Raw genomic sequence first — 25,563 nt, forward strand, 5'->3', positions numbered from 1 at the left:
TTTCGTTCGGGGACGTATTGGCTCGAAGTCGCGGTCACCGCGACTCCGCCGCCTCGACGCGCGCGGCGTAGCCCCGCTCCGCGCCCGCCTTCAGCTCGCGCGAGAGCGCCTCCAGCCGGTCGGCGACCTCGGCGGTCGACAGGTCGTCCTCGACGCCCTCGGCGACGATGTCGACGAGCGCCGAGCCGACGATGATCCCGTCGGCGCCGCCGGCGACGATGCGCTCCGCGTGCTCGCCCGCCGAGATCCCGAACCCGACGGCCTTCGGCACGTCGTACTCGCGGAGCCGGTCCAGGCTCTCCGTGGTCTGGTCGGACACGTCGCTGCGCGCGCCGGTGGTCCCGAGCCGCGCCTGCACGTAGACGTACCCCGACACCTGACTCATGATCCGATCGAGCCGGTCGTCGACCGTGGTCGGCGCGACGATGAAGACGAGGTCGAGCCCGAACTCGTCGCACGCCTCCCGGAGCGGGTCGGCCTCCTCCGCCGGGAGGTCGGGGACGACGAGCCCCTGGATGCCGGCCGCGGCGGCGCGCTCGACGAAGGGGCGGGGACCGGTGCTCGCGGTTTCACCGCTCGCGTCCGAGGCGCTCCGCGCCTCGCCGGAGCCGTACTGATAAATGAGGTTGTAGTACGTCATGCAAACCAAGGGCGCCTCGACCTCCACCTCCTCCGCGAACGCGAAGAACCGGTCCGGCGTCATCCCGGCGTCGAGCGCGCGGACTAAGGCACCCTGAATGGTCGACCCCTCCGCGATCGGCTCGGAGAAGGGGAGCCCGAGTTCGATCACGTCGGCGCCGCCGCGGTCGAGCGCCTCGACGTACGCCTTCGAGGACTCCTCGTCCGGGTCGCCGACGGCGAGGTACGGGATGTAGGCGGGGCCGTCGGCGAAGGCGGCCGCGATGGCCTCCGAGTTGCCCGTTTCCGGGACTCTCGCCATTCAGATCCCCCCCGTGAACATCGACATGTCGGGCGCCTCGGCGATGTCCCGTTTGTCCGTCTCCTCGATGGCGGCGTCGAGGTCCTTGTCGCCGCGCCCGGAGACGTTCACGACGACGCGCTCGCCCAGCTCCTCGTGGTGCTCCTCGAGGAAGCCGAAGGCGTGGGCCGTCTCTAAGGCGGGGATGATCCCCTCCGTGCGCGAGAGCCGGTGAAACCCCTCCAAGGCCGCGTCGTCGTCGACGGCGACCGGGTTCACGCGCCCCTCGTCGACGAGGTACGCGAGCTCGGGGCCGACGCCGGCGTAGTCGAGCCCGGACGAGATCGAGTGGCTCTCCATGATCTGGCCGTCGGAGTCCTGCAGGAGCTTCGTCCGCGCGCCGTGGAGCACGCCCTCGTCGCCCGCGTACAGCGACGCCGAGTTCGGGGCGACGCCCGCCTCCTCGTCGACCTCGAGCGTCGAGCCGCCGGCTTCGACCGCGTGCAGGGCGACTGCCTCGTCGTCGACGAACCCCGCGAACGCGCCCATCGTGTTCGAGCCGCCGCCCGCGCAGGCGACCACGTCGGTCGGGAGGCCGCCGGCCTTCTCGATCGACTGCTCGCGCGCCTCCTCGGAGATGACCGCCTGGAAGTCCCGGACCATCACCGGGAAGGGGTGCGGGCCGACGACCGAGCCGATGACGTAGTGGGTGTTCTCGACGGTCGTCGCCCAGTCGCGCATCGTCTCCGAGATGGCCTCCTTCAGCGTGCCTCGGCCCGCAGTGACGGGGTTCACCTCGGCGCCGTTGAGCTTCATCCGGAAGACGTTCGGGCGCTGGCGGTTGATGTCGCGCTCGCCCATGTAGATCTCGCAGGGCATGTCGAGGTGCGCGGCCGCCATCGCGGTCGCGGTGCCGTGCTGGCCGGCGCCCGTCTCCGCCACGATCCGCTCTTTGCCCATGTACTTCGCCAGGAGCACCTGCCCGAGGGCGTTGTTCAGCTTGTGCGCGCCGCCGTGGAGGAGGTCCTCGCGCTTGAGGTACACCTCGAGGTCGTACCGCTCGGAGAGCCGGTCGGCGCGCTGGAGCGGCGTCGGTCGGCCGCCGAAGTCGGCCAGCCGCTCGCGGAACTCGTCCATGAAGCCGTCCTCGTTGCCGAGCACGTAGCGCCGGTAGGCGTCCGTCAGCTCCTCGATCGCGGGCATCAGCGCCTCGGGGACGTACTGACCGCCGTAGCGACCGAACTTCCCGTCGTCGCGGCCGCGCTCGCGACCGGGTCGCCGCGACGGCGTCGCCGCGTCGGCTCCGTCTGTCGCGCTCGTCGCCTCGCTCGTCGTGGGTTCCGTCTCGCTCATGTGGGTGTCTCCGTGGTGTCTCGGGTGTCGCTCTCGTCGTCCGCGTCGCTCTCGTCGTCCGCGCCCTCGCCGGCCTCTGTCCGCACCAGCTCGCGCGTGTTCGCCGCCACGTCGCCGTCCATGATCGCGCTTCCGACGAGGAGGGCGTCGGCACCCGCCGCGCGCATCCGCCGAACGTCGGCCGGCGATCCGATCCCGCTCTCGGCGATCAGCGTCACGTCGTCGGGGACTTCGGGCGCCACGGACTCGAAGGTTCCGAGGTCGACGACGAGCTCGGCGAGGTCGCGGTTGTTCACCCCTATCGTCGTCGCGCCCGCGTCGAGCGCGCGCTCGAGCTCCTCGCGGTCGTGGACCTCGACGAGGACCTGAAAGCCGCGGTCGCGCGCGGCGGCCAGCAGGTCGGGGAGATCGTCGCCGACGAAGCGAGCGATCAGCAGGACCACGTCGCTCTCGACGGCGTCGAGCTGCGACTCGGCGACGAGGAAGTCCTTCCGGAGAACGGGCACGTCGACCGCCTCGCGCACGCGTTCGAGGGTGTCGGTGCTCCCGCCGAAGTGCTCCGGCTCGGTGAGCACGCTCAGCGCGGCCGCGCCGCCGGCGACCATCCCCTCCGCGAGCGCGACCGGGTCGTCCTCGCGGGTGCCTTCGGTCGTCGGGCTCGTGGGCTTCACCTCGGCGATCACGGGCACGCGCCCGTCCGCCTCGGCGCGGTCGAACGCCGCCCGCAGGTCGCGCGGCTCGACGGCGACCCCGCCCGATCGGCCCTCGGACGCCCGGTCGCGGGCCGCCGACAGGATCGATCTGACCGCGGGGGCCAGCTCGGATTGATCCTCCATTAGTGTACACTAATGCACGTATCTGTTCATAAGACTTGCGGGCACGGCGGCGCTCAGGCCGGCTGAATCATCCACCGTCGGTCCGAGACCGCTCAGTGGCCGACGACCGGGTCCGCCTCTTCGCCTTCGCTCGACGGGTTCCCGTCTCCGGACCGAACGCTCTCGGCTCCGCCTCCGACGGGCGCGTTTCCGTCCGTCTCTCTTTGATCCGTACCTCCCCCGGTACCGGTGCCGGAGCGACCCGATTCCGCTCCGGTCCCCCCGGCGCCCGTCACGCACCACGCGTTCCCGCGGCGGCCGACTCGCCGAAGCTCGAGGCTGACCTCCTCGCCGCGGTCGACCGAGTCGATCAGCCGGTCGAGGCGTTCGTCGTCGCACTCGACCACGTGGAACGTGCTGTTCCGGGCGGGATCCACGACCGTCATCGCGTCGTGGTCGTTTTTCACCCTGACAACGACGTATCTCCCTTCCGTACTTGTCATATGTTAGCATTCTCAAAAACCGGCAATAAATGTTTCTAGGACGTGTGTCGGTCCCACACGGCTAGCAGGAGCGCCGCCCGGTCGGCGACGTCCGTGTGTTTAACCGTCGCGGTCACGGATCGTGGGTATGGACACGACGGGAGCGTCGGGCGTCTTCGCCCGCGAGTTCGACGAGATCGGACGGGCGGTCGAGGTCGGCTTCGCCGGGGGGCGCGTCATCTCGGTGTCGTTCCCGGAGACGGCGCCGGCGGACGCGAGCGCGGACCACGACCTGCTCGACCGGATCGAGGCGTTCCTCGGCGGCGAGCGCGACGCGTTCGAGGACGTCGCGACCGGGCTCACGGTGCCGACCGACCGCCGGGCGGTCCTCGAAGCGCTCGGGACGATCCCCTACGGCGAGGAGGTCTCGGTCAGCCGCCTGACGCGGCTGGCCGCGCTCGACGCCGACGACCCGGGGGATCTGGAGCTGGTGACCGGCGCGCTCCGCGAGAACCCGATCCCGATCCTCTTTCCGGACCACCGCGTGCAGGGCGGACCGTACGCCACGCCCGGGGAGGTCCGGGCGGAACTACGGCGCGCCGAAGGGCTGTAGTTCAACGGCGGGGATCGCGGTCGGTTCTGACGGTCGCCGACCCGCTACGCCCGACCGTGCTTCTCGATGTTCTCCCAGACGACGGTCATCAGCTCGCCGGTCTTCTCGACCAGCTCCTCGACGGCGTCGTCGCAGCCGCCCGGCGCGCAGCCGAGGTCCCGGATCGCCTTCGCCGCCGACACGTGGTGGACGTGGACGAGGTCGTCGCCCTCGCGCTCGTACACGAGCGTCGTGCACGGTAACATCCCCGCGAGCGTCGGGTCGATCGAGAGCGCGTCGTGCGCGATCTCCGGGTGGCAGACGACGATCAGGGCCGTCCGCTCCACGTCGTCGTGGCCGAGCATCCCCTCGATCATCTCGTCGAGCCGGGTGACGCGGACCGTCTCGAAGTCGGCGAGCTCGTGTTCGATCTGCACGAACGGGACCGCGTCGTCGAAGGGCACGTCGAGGGTCGTGTGGAGCGCCTCGTCGGCGGTCGGCGCGGACGATTCGGCCGCTGTGTCGCTCATACGGCCGTTTCCGGAGGGGCGCCGACAAAAAGGCTCCGCGCCGCCCAACCCCTGCCGCTACCTCGGACGGTCCGCGTCGCTTGCCGGACGGGACGGACTTATCGGGCGCACCCGCCTCACTCAACCCATGATCGAACTCTCACGGGCCGTGTACGACGACATCGTGTACCACGCGTACGGCGGCGGCGAGGCCGAGATCTGCGGCGTCCTCGCCGGCACCCACGGCGACGACGGGGAGCCGAGCGTCGTCACCGAGGCGTATCAGGCCGAGAACGTGGCCGAGACGCCCCAGATCCGGTACCTGATCGACCCCGAGGAGCAGTTCGAGCTCATCGAGACGATCGAGGGCGACGGGCTCGACGTGGTCGGGTTCTACCACTCGCACCCGACCGGGCCGACCCACCCGAGCGAGACGGACGCGGCGCGGGCGACGTGGCCGGACCACTCGTACGTCATCTGCGCGCTCGACGGCTACCCGTTCGTCGGCTCGTGGCGCTGGCGCGACGACGACGGGTTCGAGCAGGAGACCGTCTCGGTGCGGAGCGAGCGCTGAGAGCTCCACTAGCCCCCGGCCGAAAGGACTCGGCGAGTGCGCGTCCGACCAATTACGAGATTGGGCCGCCCTCCAGACCCGTCCCGCGGTCGGCCAGTAGCTTTGTAACGGTCCGACCTGTAGCGCAAACCGTGACACAGGATAGCATCATCACAGGGGTGGATCACGTGGAACTGTACGTCACCGACTGGGACGACGCTGCGAGCTGGTACGAGCGAGTGCTGGGGGTCACGCCGGAGACGACGTTCGAGGAGTGGTGGCAGACTGAAGTGGGACCGCTGATGCTGTCCGTCGACGAGACCACCAAATTGGCGCTGTTCGAACGTGAGTCGGCAGTGCGCGGACAGGAGGTGAGCCCACATCGGATCGCCTTTCAAACGGATGTCGACGGGTTCCTCTCGTTTATTGACCGACTCGAAACGCTGGAGCTGACCGACCGCGACGGCGACCCCGTCACTCCCGACGACGTGGTCGATCACGAGCTATCATACTCGATATATTTCACGGATCCCGACGGGAACTGGTTGGAACTCACGACGAACGACTACGACGAAGTTGCGACCCGTCTCGGCTGAGACCGTCAGAGAACCGCTCCGCAACCAAGCGCGTCCCCGTCGCCCACGCTCGCCGACCACCGACCGCCTTTCGTCCGCTCAGTCACTCGCTTCGATCTCCGGCTCGGCCTCGTCGTCGCCGCCGACGTCGATGGCGCAGGAGGCGGTGTACTCCACGTCGTGGACCGACTCGATGGCGGGGTCGTCGCCGCAGACGGGGCAGTCGTCGCGCTTGGGGATCTCCACCTTGTCGAACTCCATGTCGAGCGCGTCGAAGAACAGCATCGAGCCGTCGAGCGACTCGCCCTCGCCGATAATGTGTTTGACCGTCTCCGTCGCCTGCAGGCAGCCGACGGTCCCGGGGAGGACGCCGAGGACGCCGGCGGTCGCGCAGTTCGGGACCATCCCGGCCGGCGGCGCCTCGGGGAACAGACAGCGGTAACACGGGGAGTCGTCGTCGCCCGCGAACGTCGTCACCTGTCCCTCGAACTTGAAGATGGAGCCGTGCGAGAAGGGGATGCCGGCGAGCGTGCAGGCGTCGTTGACGAGGTACCGCGTGGCGAAGTTGTCCGTCCCGTCGACGACGAAGTCGTAGCCGTCGATGAGCTCCTCGATGTTGTCGGGGCGGACGCGGAGCTCGTGTTTCCGCACGTCGATGTCGGGGTTGAGCTGTTCGACGAAGTCGGCGGCGGAGTCGACCTTCTTGTGCCCCACGTCGTCGTTCCCGTGGATGACCTGGCGCTGGAGGTTCGACAGCTCGACCTCGTCGTCGTCGGCGACGCCGAGCGTGCCCACGCCGGCGGCCGCGAGGTACTGGATGATCGGCGCGCCGAGCCCGCCCGCGCCGAGCACGAGCACCTCGGCGTCGAGCAGGGCCTTCTGCCCGTCGGGCCCCACGTCGTCCATGATGATGTGTCTGGAGTACCGGTCGAGCTGGGTGGGATCGAGGTCGAGATCGCTCATTGACGTCCCTTCGCGCCGGGAACGCATAAGCCGGGCGCCAACCGGAGGTACTGCCGCCTTCTCGGAGGTGCGATCGCGACGCACGACCGGCCGGGTGCCCCGACCGCCGTCGCCTGGCCGACGGGATCCCCGCCCGACCCCGATCGATCCACCCGTGACGCGTGTTAGACGGGGGTGGTGCTTGCCGTCGACGGACTCCTTTTTGAGGTGGACCGCGAACCCGACGTATGGCAACGATCAAACTACCGGCGGTGCTGGTCGGCGGCTCCTCGACCTCCGAGGTCGAGGTCGCGGGCGACACCGTTCGCGAGCTGTTCGACAACCACGCGGACGAACACGGCTCGGAGCTCCGGGACAGCGTGATCGAAGACGGCGAGATCAAGGAGTTCATCAACGTCTACGTCGAGGGAACGCCCGTTGACGGTATCGACGCCGAGGTGCCCGAGGACGCGCAGGTCCGGGTCATTCCCGCCGCCAGCGGCGGCCGGTAAGGCGACCGTTTTCTCGCCGATTTTTCGCGGTCCGTTTCTTTATAAGTATTCTTCCCAGAGCGGGATGTCCGCGTACTTGTCCCCGCGGTCGCACAGCATGAACACGACCACGTCGTCGTCAGCGAGTTCGCCGGCGGCGTCGAGGTTCGCGACCACCGCCGCGCCCCCGCCGGCGGACGTGCCCACGACGAACTGGTCGTCGACCCGGAGGTGTTCCCGGACCGTCTCTTCGTCGTGCTGGCCGGGGTCCGCGATCGGCACGGGGTCGTCGAGGTAGCGCTCGCGGAGCGCCCGCGCCTGATCGTAGGCGTCCGAGGTGGTGACGTACTCCGTCCGGTCGAGGACCGACTCGTCGTACGTGTCGGGGTGGTAGTGGTCGCCCGTCTTGAGGTATTTCAGGCCGTCGATGGCGTGGAGCCGCTCGTCGGGCTCGAAGCCGACGACCTCCACCGCGCCGTCGCTCAGGTCGGTCAGCCCGCGGCCGGTCCCGGTGATCGTCCCGCCCGTCCCGACGCCCGCGACGAAGTGGGTCACCTCGCCGTCGGTCGCCTCGTAGATCTCCCGGGCGGTCGTGCGCTCGTGGGTGCCGGGGTTGTCGGGGTTCTCGTACTGGTTCGGGCGGAAGTACGCCTCGGGGTCGGCGGCGATGACCTCCTCGCAGCGCTCGATGACGGCGTCGTAGCCGAGGTTGGCGTCGACGAAGCGGATCTCCGCGCCGGCGTCGCGGACGGCGTCGACCTTCCCGCCAGCGGCGTTGTCCGGCATGACGATCTCCACGTCGTACCCGCGAGCGCTCGCGAGCCGCGCGACCTCGCTGCCCGTGTTGCCGGAGGTCGGCTCGATCACGGTGACGCCGGGCTCGAGGGCGCCGCGCTCCTCGGCGCCGTCCAGCATCCCCTTCGCGATCCGCGACTTGATCGACCCGCCGCCGTGCGGGGCGTCGCAGAGGTTGAACCACTCGGCTTTGGCGTACACGTCCGCGTCGGCCTCGAGGTCGAGGTCGAGCTCCACGAGGGGCGTCTCGAAGATCGTCGACTCGTCGACGACGTACTCGCTCATAGGCCCCGTAGATCGCTCCCCGATAAGAGTCCGGCGGAAACGGCGTTCTCGACGGCTGTCGCGGTTGTGCGCGACGATCGCCCGTCAGAGATACGGGAGAACCCTGCCGGTCACGAAAGCCGTTACCCCGTCACGGCCGTACCCGTCCGCATGAGTCAACCATCGTGGGACGACGTCGTCGAGATGCCCGACGAGCTCGACGACGAGACCGCCGAGGCGCTCTTGGAAGACGCGACCGAAGTGCAGGACATGACCGGCGAGGTCTGTCCGTACCCGCAGGTCGAGGCGAAGAAGGCGGTCGCGGGGCTCTCGCCCGGCGACGTGCTGGTCCAGAAGACGGACCACGTCCCGAGCACGGAGAACGTGCCGAAGGCGGTCGGCGACGACGCGACCGCGAAGGTGTGGAAGTCGGGCGACGGTCGCTACCGCATCTTCCTGCGGAAGGAGTAATCATGGTCGAGGAACTCACCCCCGAGGAAGTCAACGAGCGCGTTCAGCAGGGCAACATCCGCGTCATCGACACCCGACCGCCCGCGCAGTACGAGCAGGGACACATCCCGGGCGCGATCAACGTCCCGCTCGGCGACCTCCCCTCGCAGGTCCCCGACATCGACTGGGACGACACCGACGTCGTCTGCGCCTGCCCGGTCGGCCAGTCGTCGAAGCAGGCCGCGATGCTGATCAGCAGCTACGAGGGCGTCGAAGAGGACGTGCTCGTCGCCAGCATGGCCGGCGGCTACGAGGAGTGGGACTTCGATCTGGAGACAGGCGCGGACGCGTAGAAACGGCGTATTTTCGGCGGCTCGTTTTCGGTCGCGTACACTCTTCCGTTCGCTTATCGGCGGCGTTTCGGTCTCGGAAGCGCCCGCGACGCCGGCCCGGTCCCGCCATGGACCGTGGCGATTACGGCCCACGCCGCCGACGGGTATTTACTCAGTAGTCGCCTCCGTACGATACGACGCATATCAGCGGGTAATTCGACGGCCGATTCTGTCGTGCGGTATCTCCCTCGACGATCGACCGTGACGTCGGCCAGCGGACCCCGACGACGGTCGGTCGCCCACAAACCAGATCCACGATGACACTCACCAAACCCAGCCGAGTATTCGCCTCCGCCGACGCGAACACGCTGTCTCTCACGCTGCCGGCCGCGGTCGTCTCGGACTCGCAGTTCCCCTTCGAGGCCGACGAGACGATTCAGGTAACGATCGAGGGGAACTCTCTCAGGGTCTCGCCCGCGGCGCCGCCCGCCGACCCGGAGCGCGAATGACGGACTCGATCCCGGTGCCGCAGCGGCTCACCGACGAGATACGCGTCCTCCACGTCGACGACGAGCCGGACTTCGGCGAGCTGGTCGCGGCGTTTCTGCGAAAGGCGAACGACCGCCTCCGCGTCGAGACCGAGGCGAGCGCCCACGATGCGCTGGACCGACTCGCCGCGGAGGACTTCGACTGTGTCGTCTCCGATTACGACATGCCCGGGGAGAACGGCGTCGAGTTCCTCGAGACCCTCCGATCCTCCCGGCCGACGCTCCCGTTCGTCCTCTACACGGGCAAGGGGTCGGAAGAGGTCGCCAGCAAGGCGCTCACCGCCGGCGCGACCGACTACCTTCAGAAGGAGCCGGGCACTGACCACTACGCCGTGCTCGCGAACCGGATCGTCACGGTCGTCGAACGCGTGCGGGCGCAGGCGAAGATGGACGAGGTCCAACACCTGTTCTCGGCGCTCGCCGACCGCGCGAACGACGTCCTCTGGCTTTTCACCCGGAACTGGGACGAGGTGCTGTTCCTCACCAAGTCCTACGAAGAGATCTTCGGACAGCCCAGGGCGCTCCTCAAGGAGAATCCGACGGCGTTCCTCGACGTGACGCATCCGGACGACAGGCCCCGTTTCGAGGACGCGATGGCGCGGCTCACCGACGGGGAGAGCGTCGACATCGAGGCCCGGATCGTCGGCGACCACGGGGAGGCCCGGTGGGTCTGGATCAAGGCCGACCCGATCACGGACGCGGCCGGGCGGGTGACCCACGTCGGCGGCTTCACCCGGGACATCTCCGAGCCGAAAGACCGGGAGGCGGAGCTTCTCCACACGCAGCGCAGGTACGAGGCGATGTTCGAGGACCCGAACATCCTCGTCGCGGTCCTCGAACCCGACGGGACCGTCCGGGAAATCAACCGGACCGCGATGGAGTACATCGACACGACGCTCGACGACGTCCGGGGGACGCCGTTCCGGGAGACGCCGTGGTTCGGCGACGACCCGGCGCTCAAACGCGACATCGACGGCTGGATCGCCGCCGCCGCCGACGGCGAGTACGTCCCGTTCGAGGCGGAGATCACCGGCGAGGACGGGCACCGAACCGTGGAGGGGGTGTTCCGACCGGTGACGGACGCGGACGGCGTCGTCACCGACATCGTCGTCTCGGACCGCGACGTCACCGAGCGCAGGGAGAAGGAACGCCGGCTCGCGGAGTCGGAGCGACGCTACCGCGCGCTCGCCGAGCACTTCCCGAACGGCATCGTCACCATGTTCGACCGCGACCTGACGTACACGCTCGCGGCGGGACAGGGGTTCCGAACGCTCCCAGTCACCGCGGCCGAGGTGGAGGGGAACCGCCCCGCCGACGTCTGGGGGCCGGCGGTCGGCGCGACGCTCGAAGAGCGCTTCCGAGCCGCGCTCGACGGCACGCCCGGCTCCGTCGAACTCTCCTACGAGGGCCGCGAGTGGATCGTCCACGCGGTCCCGATCACCGACGATGACGGCGCCGTCCTCGCCGGGATGACGATCGCACAGGACATCACCGAACGAACCCGCTACCAGGCGGACCTCGAGCGGGTGCTCGAACTGATGGAGCGAGCCGAGCAGATCGCCGACGTCGGCAGCTGGGAGATCGACGTGAACACGACGGAGGTGTTCTGGAGCGACAACCTCTTCGAGATCCTCGACCGCGACGGGGAGGTACCCCCGTTGGACGAGGCGCTCGACGTCTACCACGAGGAGGACCGGCCCGCCGTGGAGAAAGCGGTCGAGGCGGCGCTGGAGACGGGCGAGTCGTTCGATGTCGAAGCTCGGTTCCGCCGTCCCGACGGCGAGACCCGGTGGCTTCGGATTCAGGGCGTCCCGACCGTGCGCGACGGCGCGGTCGTGACGCTCCGAGGGGCGGTACAGGATATTACGGATCACAAGTCCTCCCAACAGAACTTGGAACGGCAGAACGCGCGCCTCGAGGAGTTCGCGAGCGTCGTCTCTCACGACCTGCGCAACCCGCTCCAGGTGGCCGAGGGACGACTGGAACTGGCCCGAGAGGAGTGTGAAAGCGTTCACCTCGATCCGATCGGAACGGCGCTCAAACGGGCGGAACAAATCATCCAGAACGTGCTGTGGCTCGCGCGGACCGGCCGCGACGTCGGTGAGGTAGCGGCCGTCGATCTGCGAGCGACGGCGACCGACGCGTGGGCGATAACGGGGACGACCCACGAACGGGCGACCCTCGCGGTCGCGGTGGAAGACGGGAACGGTAGCATCCTCGCCGACAGGTCTCGGCTCCAGCAGGCGTTCGAGAACCTGTTCCGAAACGCGATCGAACACGGCGACGGCGAGGGGGACGTGACGGTGACGGTCGGCTCTCTGCCGGGCGGCTTCTTCGTCGAGGACGACGGCGACGGCATTCCGGCCGGGGAGCGCGACGACGTGTTCGCGGCCGGGTACTCCACGTCCGCAGACGGCACCGGGTTCGGCCTCACGATCGTCGAACAGATCGCCGAAGCCCACGGCTGGCACGTCGCGGTGACGGATGGAACAGGCGGCGGAACGAGGTTCGAGTTCACCGGCGTCGACCGGGCCTGAGTTCTGTCACCCCGGTCGAGAGCCAGCGAAGCGGTCCGTTTCCGCGTGAGCCCGGTTCGCCTCGTCGTCCGCGCCTCAGATCGCGCAGCCGACCTCGCGGTACATGTAGTGGGTCATCACGTAGACGCCGACGATGATCCCCGCGCCGGCCAAGAACGAATGCACGGAGAGCAGCGCGACGCCGGAGAAGAGGTTCGCGATGTTGCAGCCGGCCGCGAGCCGCGAGCCGACGCCCATCAGGAGCCCGCCGACCGCGTAGTTCGGGACGCGGTTCAGCTTCGGCTTCCGGATCCGGAAGTCGCCGGAGGCGTACGCGGCGATGAACGAGCCGACGACGAGCGACGCGATCATCACCATGTCGATGGTCAGCGAGATGTTGCCGTCGCGGAAGAGGATCGAGCCCCAGTAGTCGACGCTCGCGACGTCGTACCCCGTCTGTGCGAGCAGGTAGCCGGCCCAGCGCGCCTCGCTGCCGGTGATCGCCCAGTGGCCGTGCACGTAGAACCAGAGGCTCGCTACGAGCGCCATCGCGACGCCGGCCGTCCGCGCGTCCCACGAGTCGCGGAGCCGGACCGTCAGCGGCCGGTCGTCGTCGCGGATCCCGCGGACGTACTCCACGGTGCCGTCGGCGATGCCGCGCAGCCCCACCGAGACGGCCGAGAGCGTTCGGGAGGCGCCGATCGCCGCCTGCGCGCGGGTGTCGGCCCCGACGCCGGCTCCACCGGAGGGGTCGTCCGGGAGCCGGCTCTTCCCCTTCACGAACGCGTACGCGAGGGTGCCGAGCGCGACGGCGCCGGCCCCCGTCACCGCGGGCGAGAACGGGAGCGAGAGGTACAGCGTCCGCCCCTCGAACGGGTTCAGCGTCGCGAAGTAGTAGGTCTCGGCGACGGGGAACGCGAACGCGAAGAGGACGTAGCCGACGAACATGAAGAGGAGGACGAGCCAGAACTGGAGGTAGCCCTGTCCGGCGCGGTAGAGCGTCCCGGAGGCGCAGCCGCCGGCCAGGGTCATCCCGAGCCCGAAGACGAAGCCGCCGAACAGCGACCCGAGCCCCCACGCGGGCGTCCAGAAGCCGCGGAAGTAGCCGAACGTGGCCTGCACGCTCCAGAACACGGTCATCACCGCGATGCCGACGAGCAGTCCCTTCAGCACCCGGGTGTCTTTGAACGCGACGAAGTCGCGGAAGGCGCTGACGAAGCAGAACCGAGCCTTCTGTAGCAGGACCCCGAACGACAGTCCGACCGCGATGGAGACACCGACGTAGGCGGCGGGAGACAGCAGCATTACCGGAACACACCCTGCCCGCACGTAAAGCGTCGCTGGAGACGGTAACGGCTCCCTCGAGTCGGAGGAAGACGCAACACTCGCCGCTACGCGGCACACGGGGCAACGAACGGTGGGTCCGGGGGTCCTTTAGCCGTGTGACGCGTCGTGCGGGTATGAGCGACGACTGCGGCTGCGGAACGACCGACGCGGCTTCGCGGCCCTCGGAGGGGACCGCGGAGCCGACTCCAAGGGGGACCGCGGAGCCGACTCCATCGGAGGGGAACGCGACCGCGCGCCCCGCGAAGGGAAGCGACCTGGCGAACGACGACCGTCTGAACCCCTTCGCGGAGGGGATCGACCGGCGGCGCCTCCTGAAGGGCTCCGGCGCGGTCGGCGCGACCGCGGCCCTCGCCGGCTGTTCCGGCGGGGGAGACGACGGGGGCGACGACCCCGTCCCGACGATGTTCGTGTTCAACAACGGCGACCGGACGGTGAGCGTCATCGACGCCGCGTCGGACGAGCTCGTCACCTCGGCGTACATCGACACGACCGCCTCCTTCCCGGCGAACCAGTACTCAACCGGGATCGACGACGACCACGACGTGCTCTGGCTCAACGTCTCCGGCGGCGTCCGCGCGTTCGACCAGCGCACCTTAGAGGAGGTCGCGTACGTCGAGACCGGCTACGGACCGAACTACCCGAACGTGACCCCCGACGGCGATCACCTGCTCATCGCCTCCGGCGGGACGACGGGGATGGACCCCGAGGGCGACGAGAGCCACGCGCTCTTCCGCGTCGACGCCGACCGCGACAGCGACACCTTCGGGGAGGTGACCGCGGAGATCGAGACCGGCTACGTCGGCCCCTGCGACATGACGCTCGGGCCGAACGGCGATTACGCGTTCGTCGTCGACGTCGCCGACGAGGCGATCCGCGTGGTGAGCGTCGACCCGTTCGAGGTGGTGAACCGGGTCGACGCGGGCGAGCCGATCACCGAGGGAAACGTCCTCCCGTTCATGTGTACCGCCTCCTTCGACGGCGAGCTCCTCCTCGTGGAGAACGGCGAGGGGACGCTCGGCGGCGAGCCCGAGGTGCCCCGCGTGGGCTCCGAGAGCGTCTGGGACATCTCCGACCCGGAGAACCCGGCGGAGATCGCGAAGATCACCGGTGACGACGGGCTCCCGGGCGCGCCGATCACGAGCGAGGTCGCCCCTGACAACACCGCGGCGTACCTCTTCGTCCCCGGCGAGGGCGTCGGCGTGATCGACCTCGAATCGAACGAGTACGAGACGACGCTCGACGTCGGCGGCAGCAGCATCTCGGGCGCGTGGGGGCCGAACCGCGAGAAGCTGTACGTCCCCGTGCAGGACGCGAACCAGGTCGCGGTGATCGAACACGCGAGCCGCGAGGTGGTCGCCACGGTCGACGTCAATCAGGCGCCGACCGGCGCCGTCGCCGGCACCGTGCGCCCCGAGGACGACGCGGTGTCGAGCGTGCAGGCGTCGCTCGCCTCGCTCGGGATCGCGTTCGGCGAGATGGAGGCGTCGTGGTGCATGGACGACCACTGCTACTGCGGGTAGATGACGGGGAAGCGTTCGCACGACGACGACGCCAATACCGAGACTCGCCGGGGGCTCCTCCGCGCCGCCGCGGGGGCGACCGTCGCGGGCGCGGCGAGCACGGCCGGCTGCCTGGCGGTCTCGACCCCCGCCAGCGTGTCGGCGCAGTACGAGGTGTCGGGTAACGTCGCGCACTTCGTCGGTCCGGGCTGGCTCGCCGACAACCGCGACGACGTGGTCGTCCTCGACGCCCGCGGCGCGGAGCAGTTCCGCAGAGAGCGGATCTACGGCGCCCGTCACGTCCCGTTCGACGCGATCGCGGCCCGCGAGTCGACCGACGGGGGCGCCGTCCCCGACGCCGACGCGATCGCGGCCGCGTTCGGCGAGATCGGCGTGGCCCCGGACGACGACGTGCTCGTCTACGGCGCGAGCGTCGGCTCCCGCGTCACGCGGGTCGCGTTCGCCCTCGCCGCCGTTGGACACGAGGGGGCCGTCAACGTCCTCAACGGCGGCGTGTCGGGGTGGAACGGCCGCCTCGGAACCGGCTCTCGCGACCGCGTCGCGGCGACCGACTACGACCCGGACCCCGCGCCCTCGACGTGGGTCGACCGCGAGTGGCTCGCCGAGCGCGTCGGGACGTTCAACGGGGACGGCCCGGGGCTCGTGGACACCCGCGTTCCGGAGGCGTACCTCGCCGCCGCGGGCTCCGACGCCCTGAACGACGACCACGACCGGCACGGTCACCTCCCGGGCGCGGTGGACGTGCACTGGGTCGGCAACGTCTCGGGTCGGCGGATGACCGATCCCGGCCGGCTCGTCAGGCTCTACGAGGTGGAGGCCGAGTTGGACCGCGACGAGACCGTCGTCGTCTACGGCGACGACAACGTGGACCCGACCTCGACGTGGCTGACGCTGAAGGCGATCGGCTTCGAGGACGTGCGGCTGTACGACGGCGGCTTCGGCGAGTGGGCGAACGTCGACGGCGACCGCGGACGCTACCCGGTCGAGACGGCGACGAACGTCGTGGTCGAGACCGAGGGGAGCGTCGGCGGCGGCGACGGCGGCGGCGACTTCTCCTGTACGGGATGACCGGGGGCGACGACGCACCGACCCGCGCCGGGCAGGGCGACGCCCCCTCCCCCGCCGACCGCGTCCTCGCGGTCCCCTGCGAGGGCGACGACCTCCTCGCGCTGTTCGCGCTCGAGACGGGGGAGCGACTCGGCGAGATTCCGGTCGGGAGCCACCCGGTCCACGCGACGACGTGTCGCGGGCGGACCGTCGTGGCGACCATGGGCGAGCGGTCGATCACCGCGGTCGGCCCGAGCGGCGAGGTGACCAGAGTCGAGACCGGCGTGTTGGGACCGTCGCACTTCGCGACCGCGAACGGCGAGCTGTACGTCTCCTGTTCCGCCGGGGACGCCCTCGCCGTCGTCGACCCCGAGGCCCTGACGCTCGTCGACCGCGTCGCGGTCGGCGCGGAGCCGCACGAGCTCGCGGTCGCCCCGGGCGCCGACCGGCTCTACGCCGGGAGCCGCCGCGAGGGCGTCGTCGACGTCGTCGACACCGAGACACGCGAGCGGATCGGCGCGATCGACGCCGGGCCGGACGCCAGGGTACAGGGCGTCGCGCTCTCGCCGGACGGGGGCCGCGGGTACGCCGTCGACCAGCGCGGCGCCCGCGTGGTCGCCTTCGATCCCGGCGGTGACGTCGCGGGAGACGCCGCCTCCGCCGCACCGGTCCGCGGCGAGGCCGCGGTCGGCGCCGACCCGTACGACCTCGTCGCGACCGCTGACCGGGTGTTTGTCCCCGGCCGCGGCGACGGCGTCGTCCACGAGTTCGACCGAAATCTGGAGCCGATCGCGGTCCGCGAGGGGTTCTCCCGACCGGTCGACGTTCTCGAAGTCGCCGGTGAGCGGTGGGTGCTCGACGCGGGCGCCCCCCGACTCCGCTCGCTCGACGGCGCGGTCGTCGAGACGCCGGCGCCCGGGCTGGTCGCGACCCCCGCGGGCGAGGGGCGAGTCGCCGTCTCGCACTACGACGACGACAGCGTGTCCCTCGTCGACGTCGAGTCGGGACCCGTCTGGACGGCGGACTCGCCGGCGTACCCGTTCGGCTCGGTCGTGGTCTGAGCGTCACCGACGGCGCTCCCCGCCGCCAGAGGCGGACGACGGGTTCCGCCGCTCCCGCGCGGTCGTGCGTCTCGCCCGTCAGTACGGAGGTTGATGACGGCGGGACGCGTCACCCGGGACATGCAGGAGTTCGACTTTCTCGTTATCGGGTCGGGATCGGGACTGGACGTCGCGAACGCGATGGCCGGGCGAGGGAACTCGGTCGCGGTCGTCGAGGAGGGGCGGCTCGGCGGCACGTGTCTCAACCGCGGCTGTATCCCCTCGAAACAACTCCTCTACCACGCAGACGTGATGGAGACGATCGAGGGCGCGGGCGCCTTCGAGATCGACGCCGAGGTGAACGGGGTCGACTTCACGGAGATCGTCCGCAAGGTCAACGACGACGTCTCGGGTAGCTCCGAGTCGATCCGCCGGGGGCTCGAGTCCTCCGACAGCCACGACCTGTTCTCGGGGACCGGACGGTTCGTCGACGACCGCACGGTCGAGATCGTCGACGGCGGCGACGAGGGCGCGACGCTGCGGGCCGACACCGCCCTCGTCGCCACCGGCACCCGGCCCTCGGTCCCGCCGATCGACGGGATCGAGGACGTGGACTACCTCACGAGCACGGAGGCGCTGCGCCTCGAATCGCCGCCGGACCACCTGGTGATCGTCGGCGGCGGGTACATCGCGGCCGAGCTGGGCCACTTCTTCGGGACGTTCGGCAGCGACGTGACGATCGTCGGTCGACGCGAGCGCCTCCCCCCCGAGGCGGACGAGGAGGTCGGCGAGGCGTTCACCGACCGCTACGCCGACCGGTTCGACGTGTACGCCGGCTACGAGGCCGTCGCGGCCGACGAGGCCGACGGCGAGGTGACGGTCGAGGCGCGACCGTACCCCGAGGCCGACGCGGTCCGAGCGGGCGGCGAGGCAGTCGGCGCCCCCGAGGAGGCCGAGGACGTGACCGTCACGGGCGACGCGCTCCTGGTCGCCGCGGGCCGCCGGCCGAACACGGACGCGCTGAACCTCGACGCGACCGGCGTGGAGACGGACGAGCGCGGGTTCGTCGAGACCGACGAGTACCTCCGGACGGACGCCGAGGGCGTGTGGGCGCTCGGCGACGTGGTCGGCGAGTACCTGCTGAAACACAGCGCGAACCACGAGGCGAAGGCGGTCATCCGGAACCTGCTCGGCGACGAGCCGGAGCCGGTCGACTACTCGGCGATGCCGTTCGCGGTGTTCGCCTCCCCCGAGGTCGCCGGCGTCGGCGCGCGCGAGCAGGACCTCCGGGCGGCCGACGCCGACTACGCCACCCGCACCTACGCGTACGACGAGACGGCCCGCGGGAGCGCGATGCGCGCCGACGGGTTCGTGAAGGTCCTCATCGACCTCGACGGCAACATCGAGGGCTGTCACATCGTCGGGCCCGAGGCGTCGAACCTGATCGAGGAGGTCGTCGTCGCGATGACGGCGGGCTCGGGGACCGTCCAAGACATCCGCGACGCGGTCCACGTCCATCCCGCGCTCTCCGAGGTCGTCGACCGGGCCTTCTCGGGGCAGTTCTCGCGGGGCGGCGGCGGACACGGCCACGGGCATCAGCACTGAGCGGTCGCCGCCCCCGAGGCGTCCGTCGGTCTCGTCCCGACGACGGGCGGCGAGAGCGTTCGAAGGCGAGCGTTTACGTCCGTCCGCCCCAACCTCGAACCAGTAACATGGTATCCAGCGACACCCGCTCCGTCGGCGAGCTCGAACGGCGCGTCGAGGCGTTCGACGCGACGGCGCCGACCGAGATGGACGCGGACGACCGGGCGCGGCTGACCGACGCCCTCGTCGCGCTCGCCGACGCGTACGGCGACCGGGGCGAGTTCGACGCGGAGGCCGAGATGATCGCGCGGCTGGACCGGCTGCGCCGCGCCGGGGACGACGGCGACGTCGACGTCCACCTCGCCAACGCCCTCGCGAACGCGACGAGCGTGCGAGGCCGCGACGACCTCTACGAGACCGCGATCGACCCCGACCGGATCGAGGAGTACCGGGAACGGATCGAGGAGCTGTACGGCCGCCGCCCCGAGGCGTCGGTCGCGGCGCCGCTGGCCCGCGCGACGGCCGAGACGATCCACGCGAACGGGAAGGCGGACCGCCGCGACCGGGTCGGACCGCTGCTGGACCGGCTCGAAGCGGTGTACGACGCGCATCCGGAGCCGGACATCGCCGCCTCGCTGCTCCGGGCGTACGCCCGCGCGGAGCTGTACCTCGACGAACGCGACGACGCGACCGACGCCCCCCTCGAAAGCGACGCGGGACGCGACCGCGTCGCCCGCGCCGAGGAGCTGTTCCGAGCCCACCCGGACGGTGAGGTCGCCGCGGGGCTGGCCGGCGTCCTCGCCGGGCGCACGAACGCGGACGCCGAGCGCACCGACGTGGAGGCGATCGAGGGGCGGATCGGCCGGATCGAGGCGCTCGCCGACCGGTACCCGGCACAGGAGGAGTCGATCCTCCGCTGGCTCCCGGTCGCGACGGCGAACGCCGCTCGCGCGAGCTTCGAGGCGGCCGACGTGGCCCGGGTCGAACACTGGGCGAGCGAGACGGCCGACCACCACGAGCGGCTCTCGACCCCGTCGAGCGCGACGTGGGCCGCGGTCGCGACGTTCTTCTCGGCGCGGGCCTCGTTCTTCGACGGCGACGTGGAGGCGGGGGAGGCGAAGCTCGAACGCCTCGAGGCGCTCGAAGGGCGGTACGACAACCCCGTCTTCGCGCACTGGCTCGCCCGGGCGATGTTCGACGCCGCCCGCAGCTACGTGGAGACGGACCACTCGGAGCGCGCGCGGGCCATGGTCGACGACCTGTCCGAGTTCGCGGTCGGCCACGAGGACCGCGAGGAGATCGAAGCGGGGCTGGAGGCGCTCCGCTCGCACGCGCCGCACCTGTTCGACGAGTTCGACGACGGGGCTGCCGGAGAGCGCACGGGCGACGCCGCCGGAGAGCGCACGGGCGACCCGCTCGACGCGCCCCACGCGGGCGGCGTCGACTCGGTCGACGAAACCGCCGACCCGCCGGGACAAGCGGCGACCGCCGCCGCCGACTCGCCCGACCGAGCCGCGACCGACGACTCGGACGCCCCCGGCTGCGGGAACTGCGGCGACGACGGCTGCGGGAACTGCGGGACCGACGACGACCTGAAGCCCCCCGCGTCCGGGCCGGCGCTCGCCGCCGCTGGGGCGGCCGTCGTCCTGGTCGGCGTCTCCGTCGCGTACACCCTCTACCGGGCGCAGCGCGCCCTCAGGAACGCGATCGCCGGGTCGGTCGGGCCAGACGGTTCGGGCGGGTCGGGCGGATCGTAACCGAAGCGGCCGAAGACGTATTGCGACTCCGCCGCCGAACCGGACGCATGGCCCGGCCACCGACTCTCTCCCGTCGCCGGTTCCTGACGGCGCACGCCGGCGGCCTCGCGCTCGTTTGACGCGGACGACTGTCCGTGACGCTCCCCCGTCCGTTCCACGCTATCACCTGTCGAGTCGGCGCGCCGAACACACACCCGCGGGTGGCTTTTGACGGTGTGGCATTTATAAATGAACGCGATGGCAAAAGCAGCAATCGTGATTCTCGCCGGCAACGAATCGCACTCCGACTACGGCCGCCTCGCGAACGCCTTAGAGGCCGCCAAGGAGTTCGCCGAGAACGACGACGACGAGCTCGAACTCATCTTCGACGGCGCCGGGACGCAGTGGATCCCGGAGCTCGAAGACGAGGAGAGCGACTACCACGAGCTGTATCAGGCGGTCCGCGACGACGCCGCGGTCTGTGACTTCTGTTCCGGCGCGTTCGGCGTCGAGGACGCCGTCGCCGACGCCGGGCTCGTCACGCTCGACGAGTACGACGGGCACCCGAGCATCCGCTCGCTCGTCGACGACGACTACGAGATCATCACGTTCTAACTCGGCCCGCGGCCGCCCCGACTAGATCTCGAAGTCGGGCGTGTCGAACGCCCCCTCGTCGGACTCGATGTCGTACCCCTCGATCGCCGTGAGCGCGAGGTCGAGCGTCGCCTCGGGGTCCCAGCGCCCGGTGTTGATCGCGAGGTCGTAGATGGAGCGGTCGGACAGGTCGATCCCGTAGTACGACTGGTAGCGCTGCTCTTCGATCACCTCGCGGACCTGCATCTCGGAGGTCATCTCCTCGCGGTCGAGGGTCCGGTCGGCGCGCACCTCGTCGGGCGCGTCGAGCCATATCCGGATGTCGGCGCGGTTGCCGGCGATCCAGCCGGCGAGCCGCGACTCGAGGACGAACGCCTTGTTCGCGGCTCCCCACTTCTCGGCGATCCGGCGGAGCCGCCTGTCGAGCGCGCGGTCGATCTCCTCGGACTCGCCCGTCTTCGCGATCAGCTGCGAGAGGCTCATGTCGCGCTCGGCGGCGATCTCGCGGAACAGCTCGCCGCCGGAGACGTAGCCGCAGTCGAGCGCGGCCGCGATCCCCTCCACCAGCGTCGTCGCGCCGCAGCCCGGCGGCCCCGAGACGGTGACGAAGAGGTTCCGGTCGATCTCCCGTTCCGCCGTCCCCGAGGTTCCACTCATACGTGCGGCGCCACGGGCGGACCTCGGATAAACGGGCCGGTTCGCGCGAACGCGGACGGACGACGGGCCGATCCCGACGTAACCGCTTTCCGGCGTCGCGCCCAGCAAGGGACCGTGAGCGAACTCACGGGCGGCGACTCGGGCGCGGGCGACGACGCGGCCGAGCCGTCGGCGCGAACGCTCCTCCGCGAGGCGCTCGCGGGAAAAGACGCGCCCGCCGTCGAGTTCGATCCGGAGACGGTCCCGCTCCCCGACGCCGACGTGCTCGCACGGCTCTCGCCGCCGGTCCGCCGCTGGTGGGTCTCGCAGTTCGCGGCGTACGTCGGCGAGAACGGCGGCCTGTTCACGCCGCCGCAGCGCGGGGCGATCCCCCGCGTCGACGACGGGGAGAACTGCCTCGTCGCCGCGCCGACGGGCAGCGGGAAGACGCTCGCCGCCTTCACCGCGGTGCTCGACGACCTCTTCGCGCGCGAGCGGGCCGGCGAGTTAGAAAACTCCGTCTACTGCCTGTACGTCTCCCCGCTGAAGTCGCTCGCGAACGACATCGAGCGCAACCTGGAAGCGCCGCTCGACGGGATCGCGGCGGAGATGAAAACGGGAGAAGCGACGGACGAAGGCGTCGCTCCCGACCCCGGCGTCCGACAGGCGATCCGCCACGGCGACACGAGCGAGGCGGACCGGCGGGCGATGCTAGAGGAGACGCCGCACGTGCTCAACACCACGCCGGAGACGCTCGCGATCCTGCTCAACGCCCCGCGGTTCAGGGAGAAGCTCCGCACCGTCGAGTACGTCGTCGTCGACGAGATCCACGCGCTGGCGGGGAACAAGCGCGGGACCCACCTCTCGGCGTCGCTGGAGCGACTGACCGAGATGGCCGACGGCTCTCCGACCCGGATCGGCTGCTCCGCGACGGTCGAGCCGCTCGACGAGGTCGCCGACTTCCTCGTCGGTCGCGAGCGCGTCGCCGGCGCGGTCGGCGACGCCGAGGGGTTCGCTCCCCGCGACTGCGAGGTCGTCGACGCCCGGTTCGGTCGGGAGTTCGATCTGCAACTCCGGACGCCGGCCGCGGACCTCATCCACACGGACGAGTCGGTCGTCACCGACCGCTTTTACGACGCGCTCCACGAGCTCATCGGGGACCACGAGAACACGCTGGTGTTCGCCAACTCGCGGTCGGGCGCCGAGCGCACCCTGCGAGAGCTTCGCGAGCGGTTCGACTACGACGAGTCGGACTCGGGCTGTCATCACGGGAGCCTCGGCGAGACCCAGCGCGCCCGGATCGAGGAGGGGCTGAAGGCGGGCACCCTAGATGTAGTAACCACCTCGACGAGCCTCGAACTCGGCATCGACATGCCCCACCTCGACCTGGTCGTGCAGATCGGGTCGCCGAAGTCGGTCGCGGCGCTGCTCCAGCGGGTCGGGCGGGCGGGCCACAGCCCCGGCGAGACCGTCGAGGGGCGCGTGTTCGCGCTCGACCGCGACGAGCTCGTCGAGTGCGCGGCGATGCTCGCGCGCGCCGAGGCGGGGTTCGTCGACGGCGTGTCGATCCCCGAGGGCGCCGCGGACGTGGCCGCCCAACACGTCTACGGGATGGCGATCAACCGAGTCCGCCCCGACCGGGAGGTCCGCGAGGTCCTCCGGCGCGCGCACCCCTACCGCGCGTTCGGAGACGACGAGTACGAGCGACTGATGCGCTATCTCACCGGCGACTACGAGGGGCTGGCGGAGCGGAACGTCTACCCGAAGGTGTGGCGCGACGCGAACGACCCGCCGGACGGTGAACACCACCACGAGGAGCACCCGGTCGGCGAGACGCTCGTCGGGAAGCGCGGACGGCTCGCGCGGGTCATCTACATGACGAACGTCGGGACGATCCCCGACTCGTTCGGCTGCGACGTGGTCACCCGCGACGGCGAGCCGGCCGGGACGCTCGACGAGGGGTTCCTCGACACCCTCGCGCCGGGCGACGTGTTCGCGCTGGGCGGCGAGCGGTTCGCGTTCCGCTACCGCCGCGGCTCGAAGGTGTACGTCGACCGGACCGACGAGCGGCCGACCGTCCCCACGTGGTACGCCGAGCGACTCCCGCTGTCGGCCGACCTCGCGGCGGAGGTGCTCGCGTTTCAGGCCGACCTCCTCGACCGGCTGGAGCGCGGCGGCCCGCCCGCGGTCCGCGCGTGGCTCCGGGAGCTCCCGATCGACGGCAACTCGGTGCGAGCGATCACCCGCACGTACGACGAGCAGGTCGCGTACGCGGGCGTCGAGAGCGTGTCGACGCCCTCGCGGCTCGCCGTCGAGGAGGTGCTCGACCGCGACGCGTACAAGCGCCGGTTCCACGTCCACGCGACGCACGGCCGGCGGTTCAACGAGGGGCTCTCGCGGCTGGTCGCCGCCGAGTGCGCGGCCCGCACCGACGCCGAGCCGACGGTCGCGGTCGCCGACCGCGGGTTCAGCCTCGCGCTCCCGCTGAACCGCAAGGTCGACGTGGCGGGGATCCTCCGCGAGTTGGACCCCGAGACGGTCCGCGACGACCTCCGGGCCGCGCTGGGGGGGACCGACCTCCTCCAGCGCTACTTCCGGATCAACGCGACGCGCTCGCTCATGATTCTCAAGCGGTACAAGGGACACGAGAAGTCGGCCGCCGAACAGCAGGTGTCCGCCGAGACGCTGCTCTCGCTCGCGGCGGGGCTCGACGACTTCGCGGTGATCGAGGAGACGTACCGCGAACTGCTGGACGACCGGCTCGACGCCCCCCGGATCCGCGCGGCGGCCGAGCGGATCGACGCCGGCGACCTCGCAGTCGTCGACCGAACGGTCGACTCGCCGACCCCGCTCGCGTTCGGGCTCGCGACGCTCGTCGACTCCGACGCGGTGCTCGCCGGCGACGAGTCGGCGACGCTTCGGGAGTTCCACGAGCGGGTACAGACCGCGATCGACGACTCGCAAGGACCCTAGCGCTGCTGGTCCTTTATAAATAACCTCCGCCTACTGCGACGATCGTTTATAAATGAACACGGCAGTGCGGTGGCGTCGCCGGCGCTACGCGCCGGCTGCAAGCGAGAGCTTCGCTCTCGCCCTGCGCGCCCCGGTGAGCGCCCCTTGGGCGCGAACCGCGAGGGACCGGAGGTCCCTCTGGCAGCCGCCGGCGACGACGGTGCGAGGGACGCGGTGAGCGCTCGGAGAGCGCGAACCGCGAGGCTGGGGAGGTGTGAGGCGCGGTGCTGTGCGGGGCGGGTGGGACTCAAAGGNCGAGGGACGCGGTGAGCGCTCGGAGAGCGCGAACCGCGAGGCTGGGGAGGCGTGAGGTGCTGTGCGGTGCCGTGCGGGGCGGGACTCAAAGGGGCTGGAGCTTTGGAAGTGTTCTGGGAGGTGGCAGCTGCGTCTAGCCGAGCGGCTGGGGCTTTGGAAGTCGTCACCGCTGGGCCGTCGATCCTTTATAAATAGCCGCCGGCAACGCTACTCGTTCCTTTATAAATGACCACTCAGACAACCCGATTCACGTACTCTCGCTCTCGATCGAGAAGCCCGTTTCAGCGACCGAGCGCGTCACTCAAAGCGGTATCTAAAGAGGGAAATCCCGACAGCGTCGAGCCCTCCGGCCGCGCCAGTTCCGGGGGAATCGCGTCCGGGAGCGCGTCCAAGAGCGACACGGTGTAGTGGAGGAACACGGCGAGCGCGACGACCGACAGCAGCAGTAAGAAGAGGAGGATCAGCCGCTCGTCGCTGCGCACGACCGCGCTGGCGTCGGCGGCGAACCGCCGGACGGGCCCGTGCGACTCCATAGCCGGTGATACGTCTCGCGGGCGCTTAAAAAGGCCGGCGCTGGCGGTCGGGGACGGCCGTACCGATCGAACCGACCGAACCGACCAACGTCATCGAACCGACCGAACCGACCGAACCGACCC

General features: G+C 70.4%; 25 protein-coding genes. 15 read left to right on the forward strand and 10 right to left on the reverse strand.

Translation table 11 applies throughout. The annotated features are described in order from the left end of the window. Positions 1–34: 34 nt before the first annotated feature. From trpA to C469_RS17665, 4 genes are all read right to left on the reverse strand, one after another. Positions 35–940 carry a tryptophan synthase subunit alpha gene (gene trpA, locus C469_RS02355; protein WP_008003519.1) on the reverse strand — a complete coding sequence of 302 codons (906 nt, stop codon included), beginning with the start codon at positions 938–940 and terminating at the stop codon, positions 35–37. Beyond that, positions 941–2,272, reverse strand: coding sequence for a tryptophan synthase subunit beta (trpB, locus tag C469_RS02360; RefSeq protein WP_008003521.1), 1,332 nt, complete (start codon positions 2,270–2,272; stop codon positions 941–943). Further along, positions 2,269–3,108 (reverse strand): indole-3-glycerol phosphate synthase, encoded by an 840-nt coding sequence (gene trpC, locus C469_RS02365; protein WP_008003523.1) that lies wholly within the window; start codon positions 3,106–3,108, stop codon positions 2,269–2,271. Before trpC ends, trpB begins: the two co-directional genes overlap by 4 nt. Positions 3,109–3,200: 92 nt before the next feature. Then, positions 3,201–3,590: a hypothetical protein gene (locus C469_RS17665; RefSeq protein ID WP_321163681.1), complete on the reverse strand. Its 390-nt coding sequence runs from the start codon at positions 3,588–3,590 to the stop codon at positions 3,201–3,203. Between the two features lie 127 nt (positions 3,591–3,717). Here C469_RS17665 and C469_RS02375 point away from each other — a divergent pair, with 127 nt between their 5' ends. Further along, a complete protein-coding gene (locus tag C469_RS02375; RefSeq protein ID WP_008003528.1) occupies positions 3,718–4,182 on the forward strand; it encodes an MGMT family protein in 465 nt (154 codons plus the stop codon). A 44-nt stretch (positions 4,183–4,226) separates the two neighbouring features. Here C469_RS02375 and C469_RS02380 read toward each other — a convergent pair whose 3' ends face one another. Then, a complete protein-coding gene (locus C469_RS02380; RefSeq protein WP_008003530.1) occupies positions 4,227–4,691 on the reverse strand; it encodes a DUF302 domain-containing protein in 465 nt (154 codons plus the stop codon). A 127-nt stretch (positions 4,692–4,818) separates the two neighbouring features. Between C469_RS02380 and C469_RS02385 the strand changes: the two genes are divergently transcribed. Then, positions 4,819–5,244 (forward strand): desampylase, encoded by a 426-nt coding sequence (locus C469_RS02385; protein ID WP_008003533.1) that lies wholly within the window; start codon positions 4,819–4,821, stop codon positions 5,242–5,244. A 131-nt stretch (positions 5,245–5,375) separates the two neighbouring features. Continuing rightward, positions 5,376–5,819, forward strand: a complete 444-nt coding sequence (locus C469_RS16995; protein ID WP_049910936.1) for a VOC family protein — start codon at positions 5,376–5,378, stop codon at positions 5,817–5,819. 78 nt (positions 5,820–5,897) lie between these two features. Here the strand turns inward: C469_RS16995 and ubaA are convergent, their stop codons facing one another. Further along, positions 5,898–6,761, reverse strand: a complete 864-nt coding sequence (gene ubaA, locus C469_RS02395; RefSeq protein WP_008003536.1) for an SAMP-activating enzyme E1 — start codon at positions 6,759–6,761, stop codon at positions 5,898–5,900. A 227-nt stretch (positions 6,762–6,988) separates the two neighbouring features. Here ubaA and C469_RS02400 point away from each other — a divergent pair, with 227 nt between their 5' ends. Next, on the forward strand, positions 6,989–7,252 hold the full coding sequence (locus tag C469_RS02400) for a MoaD/ThiS family protein (RefSeq protein ID WP_008003538.1): 264 nt from the start codon (positions 6,989–6,991) through the stop codon (positions 7,250–7,252). A gap of 39 nt (positions 7,253–7,291) precedes the next feature. Here the strand turns inward: C469_RS02400 and C469_RS02405 are convergent, their stop codons facing one another. Further along, the gene (locus tag C469_RS02405) at positions 7,292–8,311 is read right to left on the reverse strand and encodes a PLP-dependent cysteine synthase family protein (RefSeq protein ID WP_008003539.1); all 1,020 of its coding nucleotides are present in this window, start codon (positions 8,309–8,311) and stop codon (positions 7,292–7,294) included. Positions 8,312–8,461: 150 nt separating this feature from the next. On the opposite strand from C469_RS02405, the gene C469_RS02410 reads away from it, so the two are divergent. The 4 genes from C469_RS02410 (at position 8,462) to C469_RS02425 (ending at position 12,157) form a co-directional block, all read left to right on the forward strand. Then, on the forward strand, positions 8,462–8,761 hold the full coding sequence (locus C469_RS02410; protein WP_008003540.1) for a sulfurtransferase TusA family protein: 300 nt from the start codon (positions 8,462–8,464) through the stop codon (positions 8,759–8,761). Positions 8,762–8,763: 2 nt separating this feature from the next. Continuing rightward, a complete protein-coding gene (locus C469_RS02415) occupies positions 8,764–9,093 on the forward strand; it encodes a rhodanese-like domain-containing protein (RefSeq protein ID WP_008003541.1) in 330 nt (109 codons plus the stop codon). Between the two features lie 296 nt (positions 9,094–9,389). Continuing rightward, positions 9,390–9,581, forward strand: a complete 192-nt coding sequence (locus tag C469_RS02420) for a hypothetical protein (RefSeq protein ID WP_008003542.1) — start codon at positions 9,390–9,392, stop codon at positions 9,579–9,581. Then, positions 9,578–12,157, forward strand: a complete 2,580-nt coding sequence (locus tag C469_RS02425; RefSeq protein WP_008003543.1) for a hybrid sensor histidine kinase/response regulator — start codon at positions 9,578–9,580, stop codon at positions 12,155–12,157. Before C469_RS02420 ends, C469_RS02425 begins: the two co-directional genes overlap by 4 nt. Before the next feature lie 75 nt (positions 12,158–12,232). Here the strand turns inward: C469_RS02425 and C469_RS02430 are convergent, their stop codons facing one another. After that, positions 12,233–13,441, reverse strand: a complete 1,209-nt coding sequence (locus C469_RS02430) for a YeeE/YedE family protein (protein ID WP_008003544.1) — start codon at positions 13,439–13,441, stop codon at positions 12,233–12,235. Between the two features lie 155 nt (positions 13,442–13,596). Here C469_RS02430 and C469_RS02435 point away from each other — a divergent pair, with 155 nt between their 5' ends. The 6 genes from C469_RS02435 to C469_RS02460 all read left to right on the forward strand — a co-directional run bounded on the left by C469_RS02435 (position 13,597) and on the right by C469_RS02460 (position 21,025). Continuing rightward, positions 13,597–15,003, forward strand: a complete 1,407-nt coding sequence (locus tag C469_RS02435; protein WP_008003545.1) for a twin-arginine translocation signal domain-containing protein — start codon at positions 13,597–13,599, stop codon at positions 15,001–15,003. Continuing rightward, positions 15,004–16,071 (forward strand): sulfurtransferase, encoded by a 1,068-nt coding sequence (locus C469_RS02440; protein ID WP_008003546.1) that lies wholly within the window; start codon positions 15,004–15,006, stop codon positions 16,069–16,071. After that, the gene (locus tag C469_RS02445; RefSeq protein ID WP_008003548.1) at positions 16,068–17,111 is read left to right on the forward strand and encodes a YncE family protein; all 1,044 of its coding nucleotides are present in this window, start codon (positions 16,068–16,070) and stop codon (positions 17,109–17,111) included. The genes C469_RS02440 and C469_RS02445 overlap by 4 nt, the downstream gene beginning before the upstream one ends. 120 nt (positions 17,112–17,231) lie before the next feature. Further along, positions 17,232–18,695 (forward strand): dihydrolipoyl dehydrogenase, encoded by a 1,464-nt coding sequence (locus tag C469_RS02450; RefSeq protein WP_049910938.1) that lies wholly within the window; start codon positions 17,232–17,234, stop codon positions 18,693–18,695. Between the two features lie 107 nt (positions 18,696–18,802). After that, a complete protein-coding gene (locus C469_RS02455; RefSeq protein ID WP_008003553.1) occupies positions 18,803–20,431 on the forward strand; it encodes a hypothetical protein in 1,629 nt (542 codons plus the stop codon). A gap of 237 nt (positions 20,432–20,668) precedes the next feature. Continuing rightward, positions 20,669–21,025 carry a DsrE family protein gene (locus C469_RS02460; protein ID WP_008003556.1) on the forward strand — a complete coding sequence of 119 codons (357 nt, stop codon included), beginning with the start codon at positions 20,669–20,671 and terminating at the stop codon, positions 21,023–21,025. Between the two features lie 21 nt (positions 21,026–21,046). On the opposite strand, the gene cmk is transcribed toward C469_RS02460, so the two are convergent. After that, positions 21,047–21,661 carry a (d)CMP kinase gene (cmk, locus tag C469_RS02465; RefSeq protein WP_008003558.1) on the reverse strand — a complete coding sequence of 205 codons (615 nt, stop codon included), beginning with the start codon at positions 21,659–21,661 and terminating at the stop codon, positions 21,047–21,049. A 114-nt stretch (positions 21,662–21,775) separates the two neighbouring features. Here cmk and C469_RS02470 point away from each other — a divergent pair, with 114 nt between their 5' ends. Further along, the gene (locus C469_RS02470; RefSeq protein WP_008003561.1) at positions 21,776–24,613 is read left to right on the forward strand and encodes an ATP-dependent helicase; all 2,838 of its coding nucleotides are present in this window, start codon (positions 21,776–21,778) and stop codon (positions 24,611–24,613) included. A gap of 575 nt (positions 24,614–25,188) precedes the next feature. Here the strand turns inward: C469_RS02470 and C469_RS02475 are convergent. Continuing rightward, positions 25,189–25,440, reverse strand: a complete 252-nt coding sequence (locus C469_RS02475; protein WP_008003563.1) for a hypothetical protein — start codon at positions 25,438–25,440, stop codon at positions 25,189–25,191. Between the last annotated feature and the right edge of the window lie 123 nt (positions 25,441–25,563).

This window comes from Halorubrum lipolyticum DSM 21995 (assembly GCF_000337375.1).
GTDB lineage: Archaea > Halobacteriota > Halobacteria > Halobacteriales > Haloferacaceae > Halorubrum > Halorubrum lipolyticum.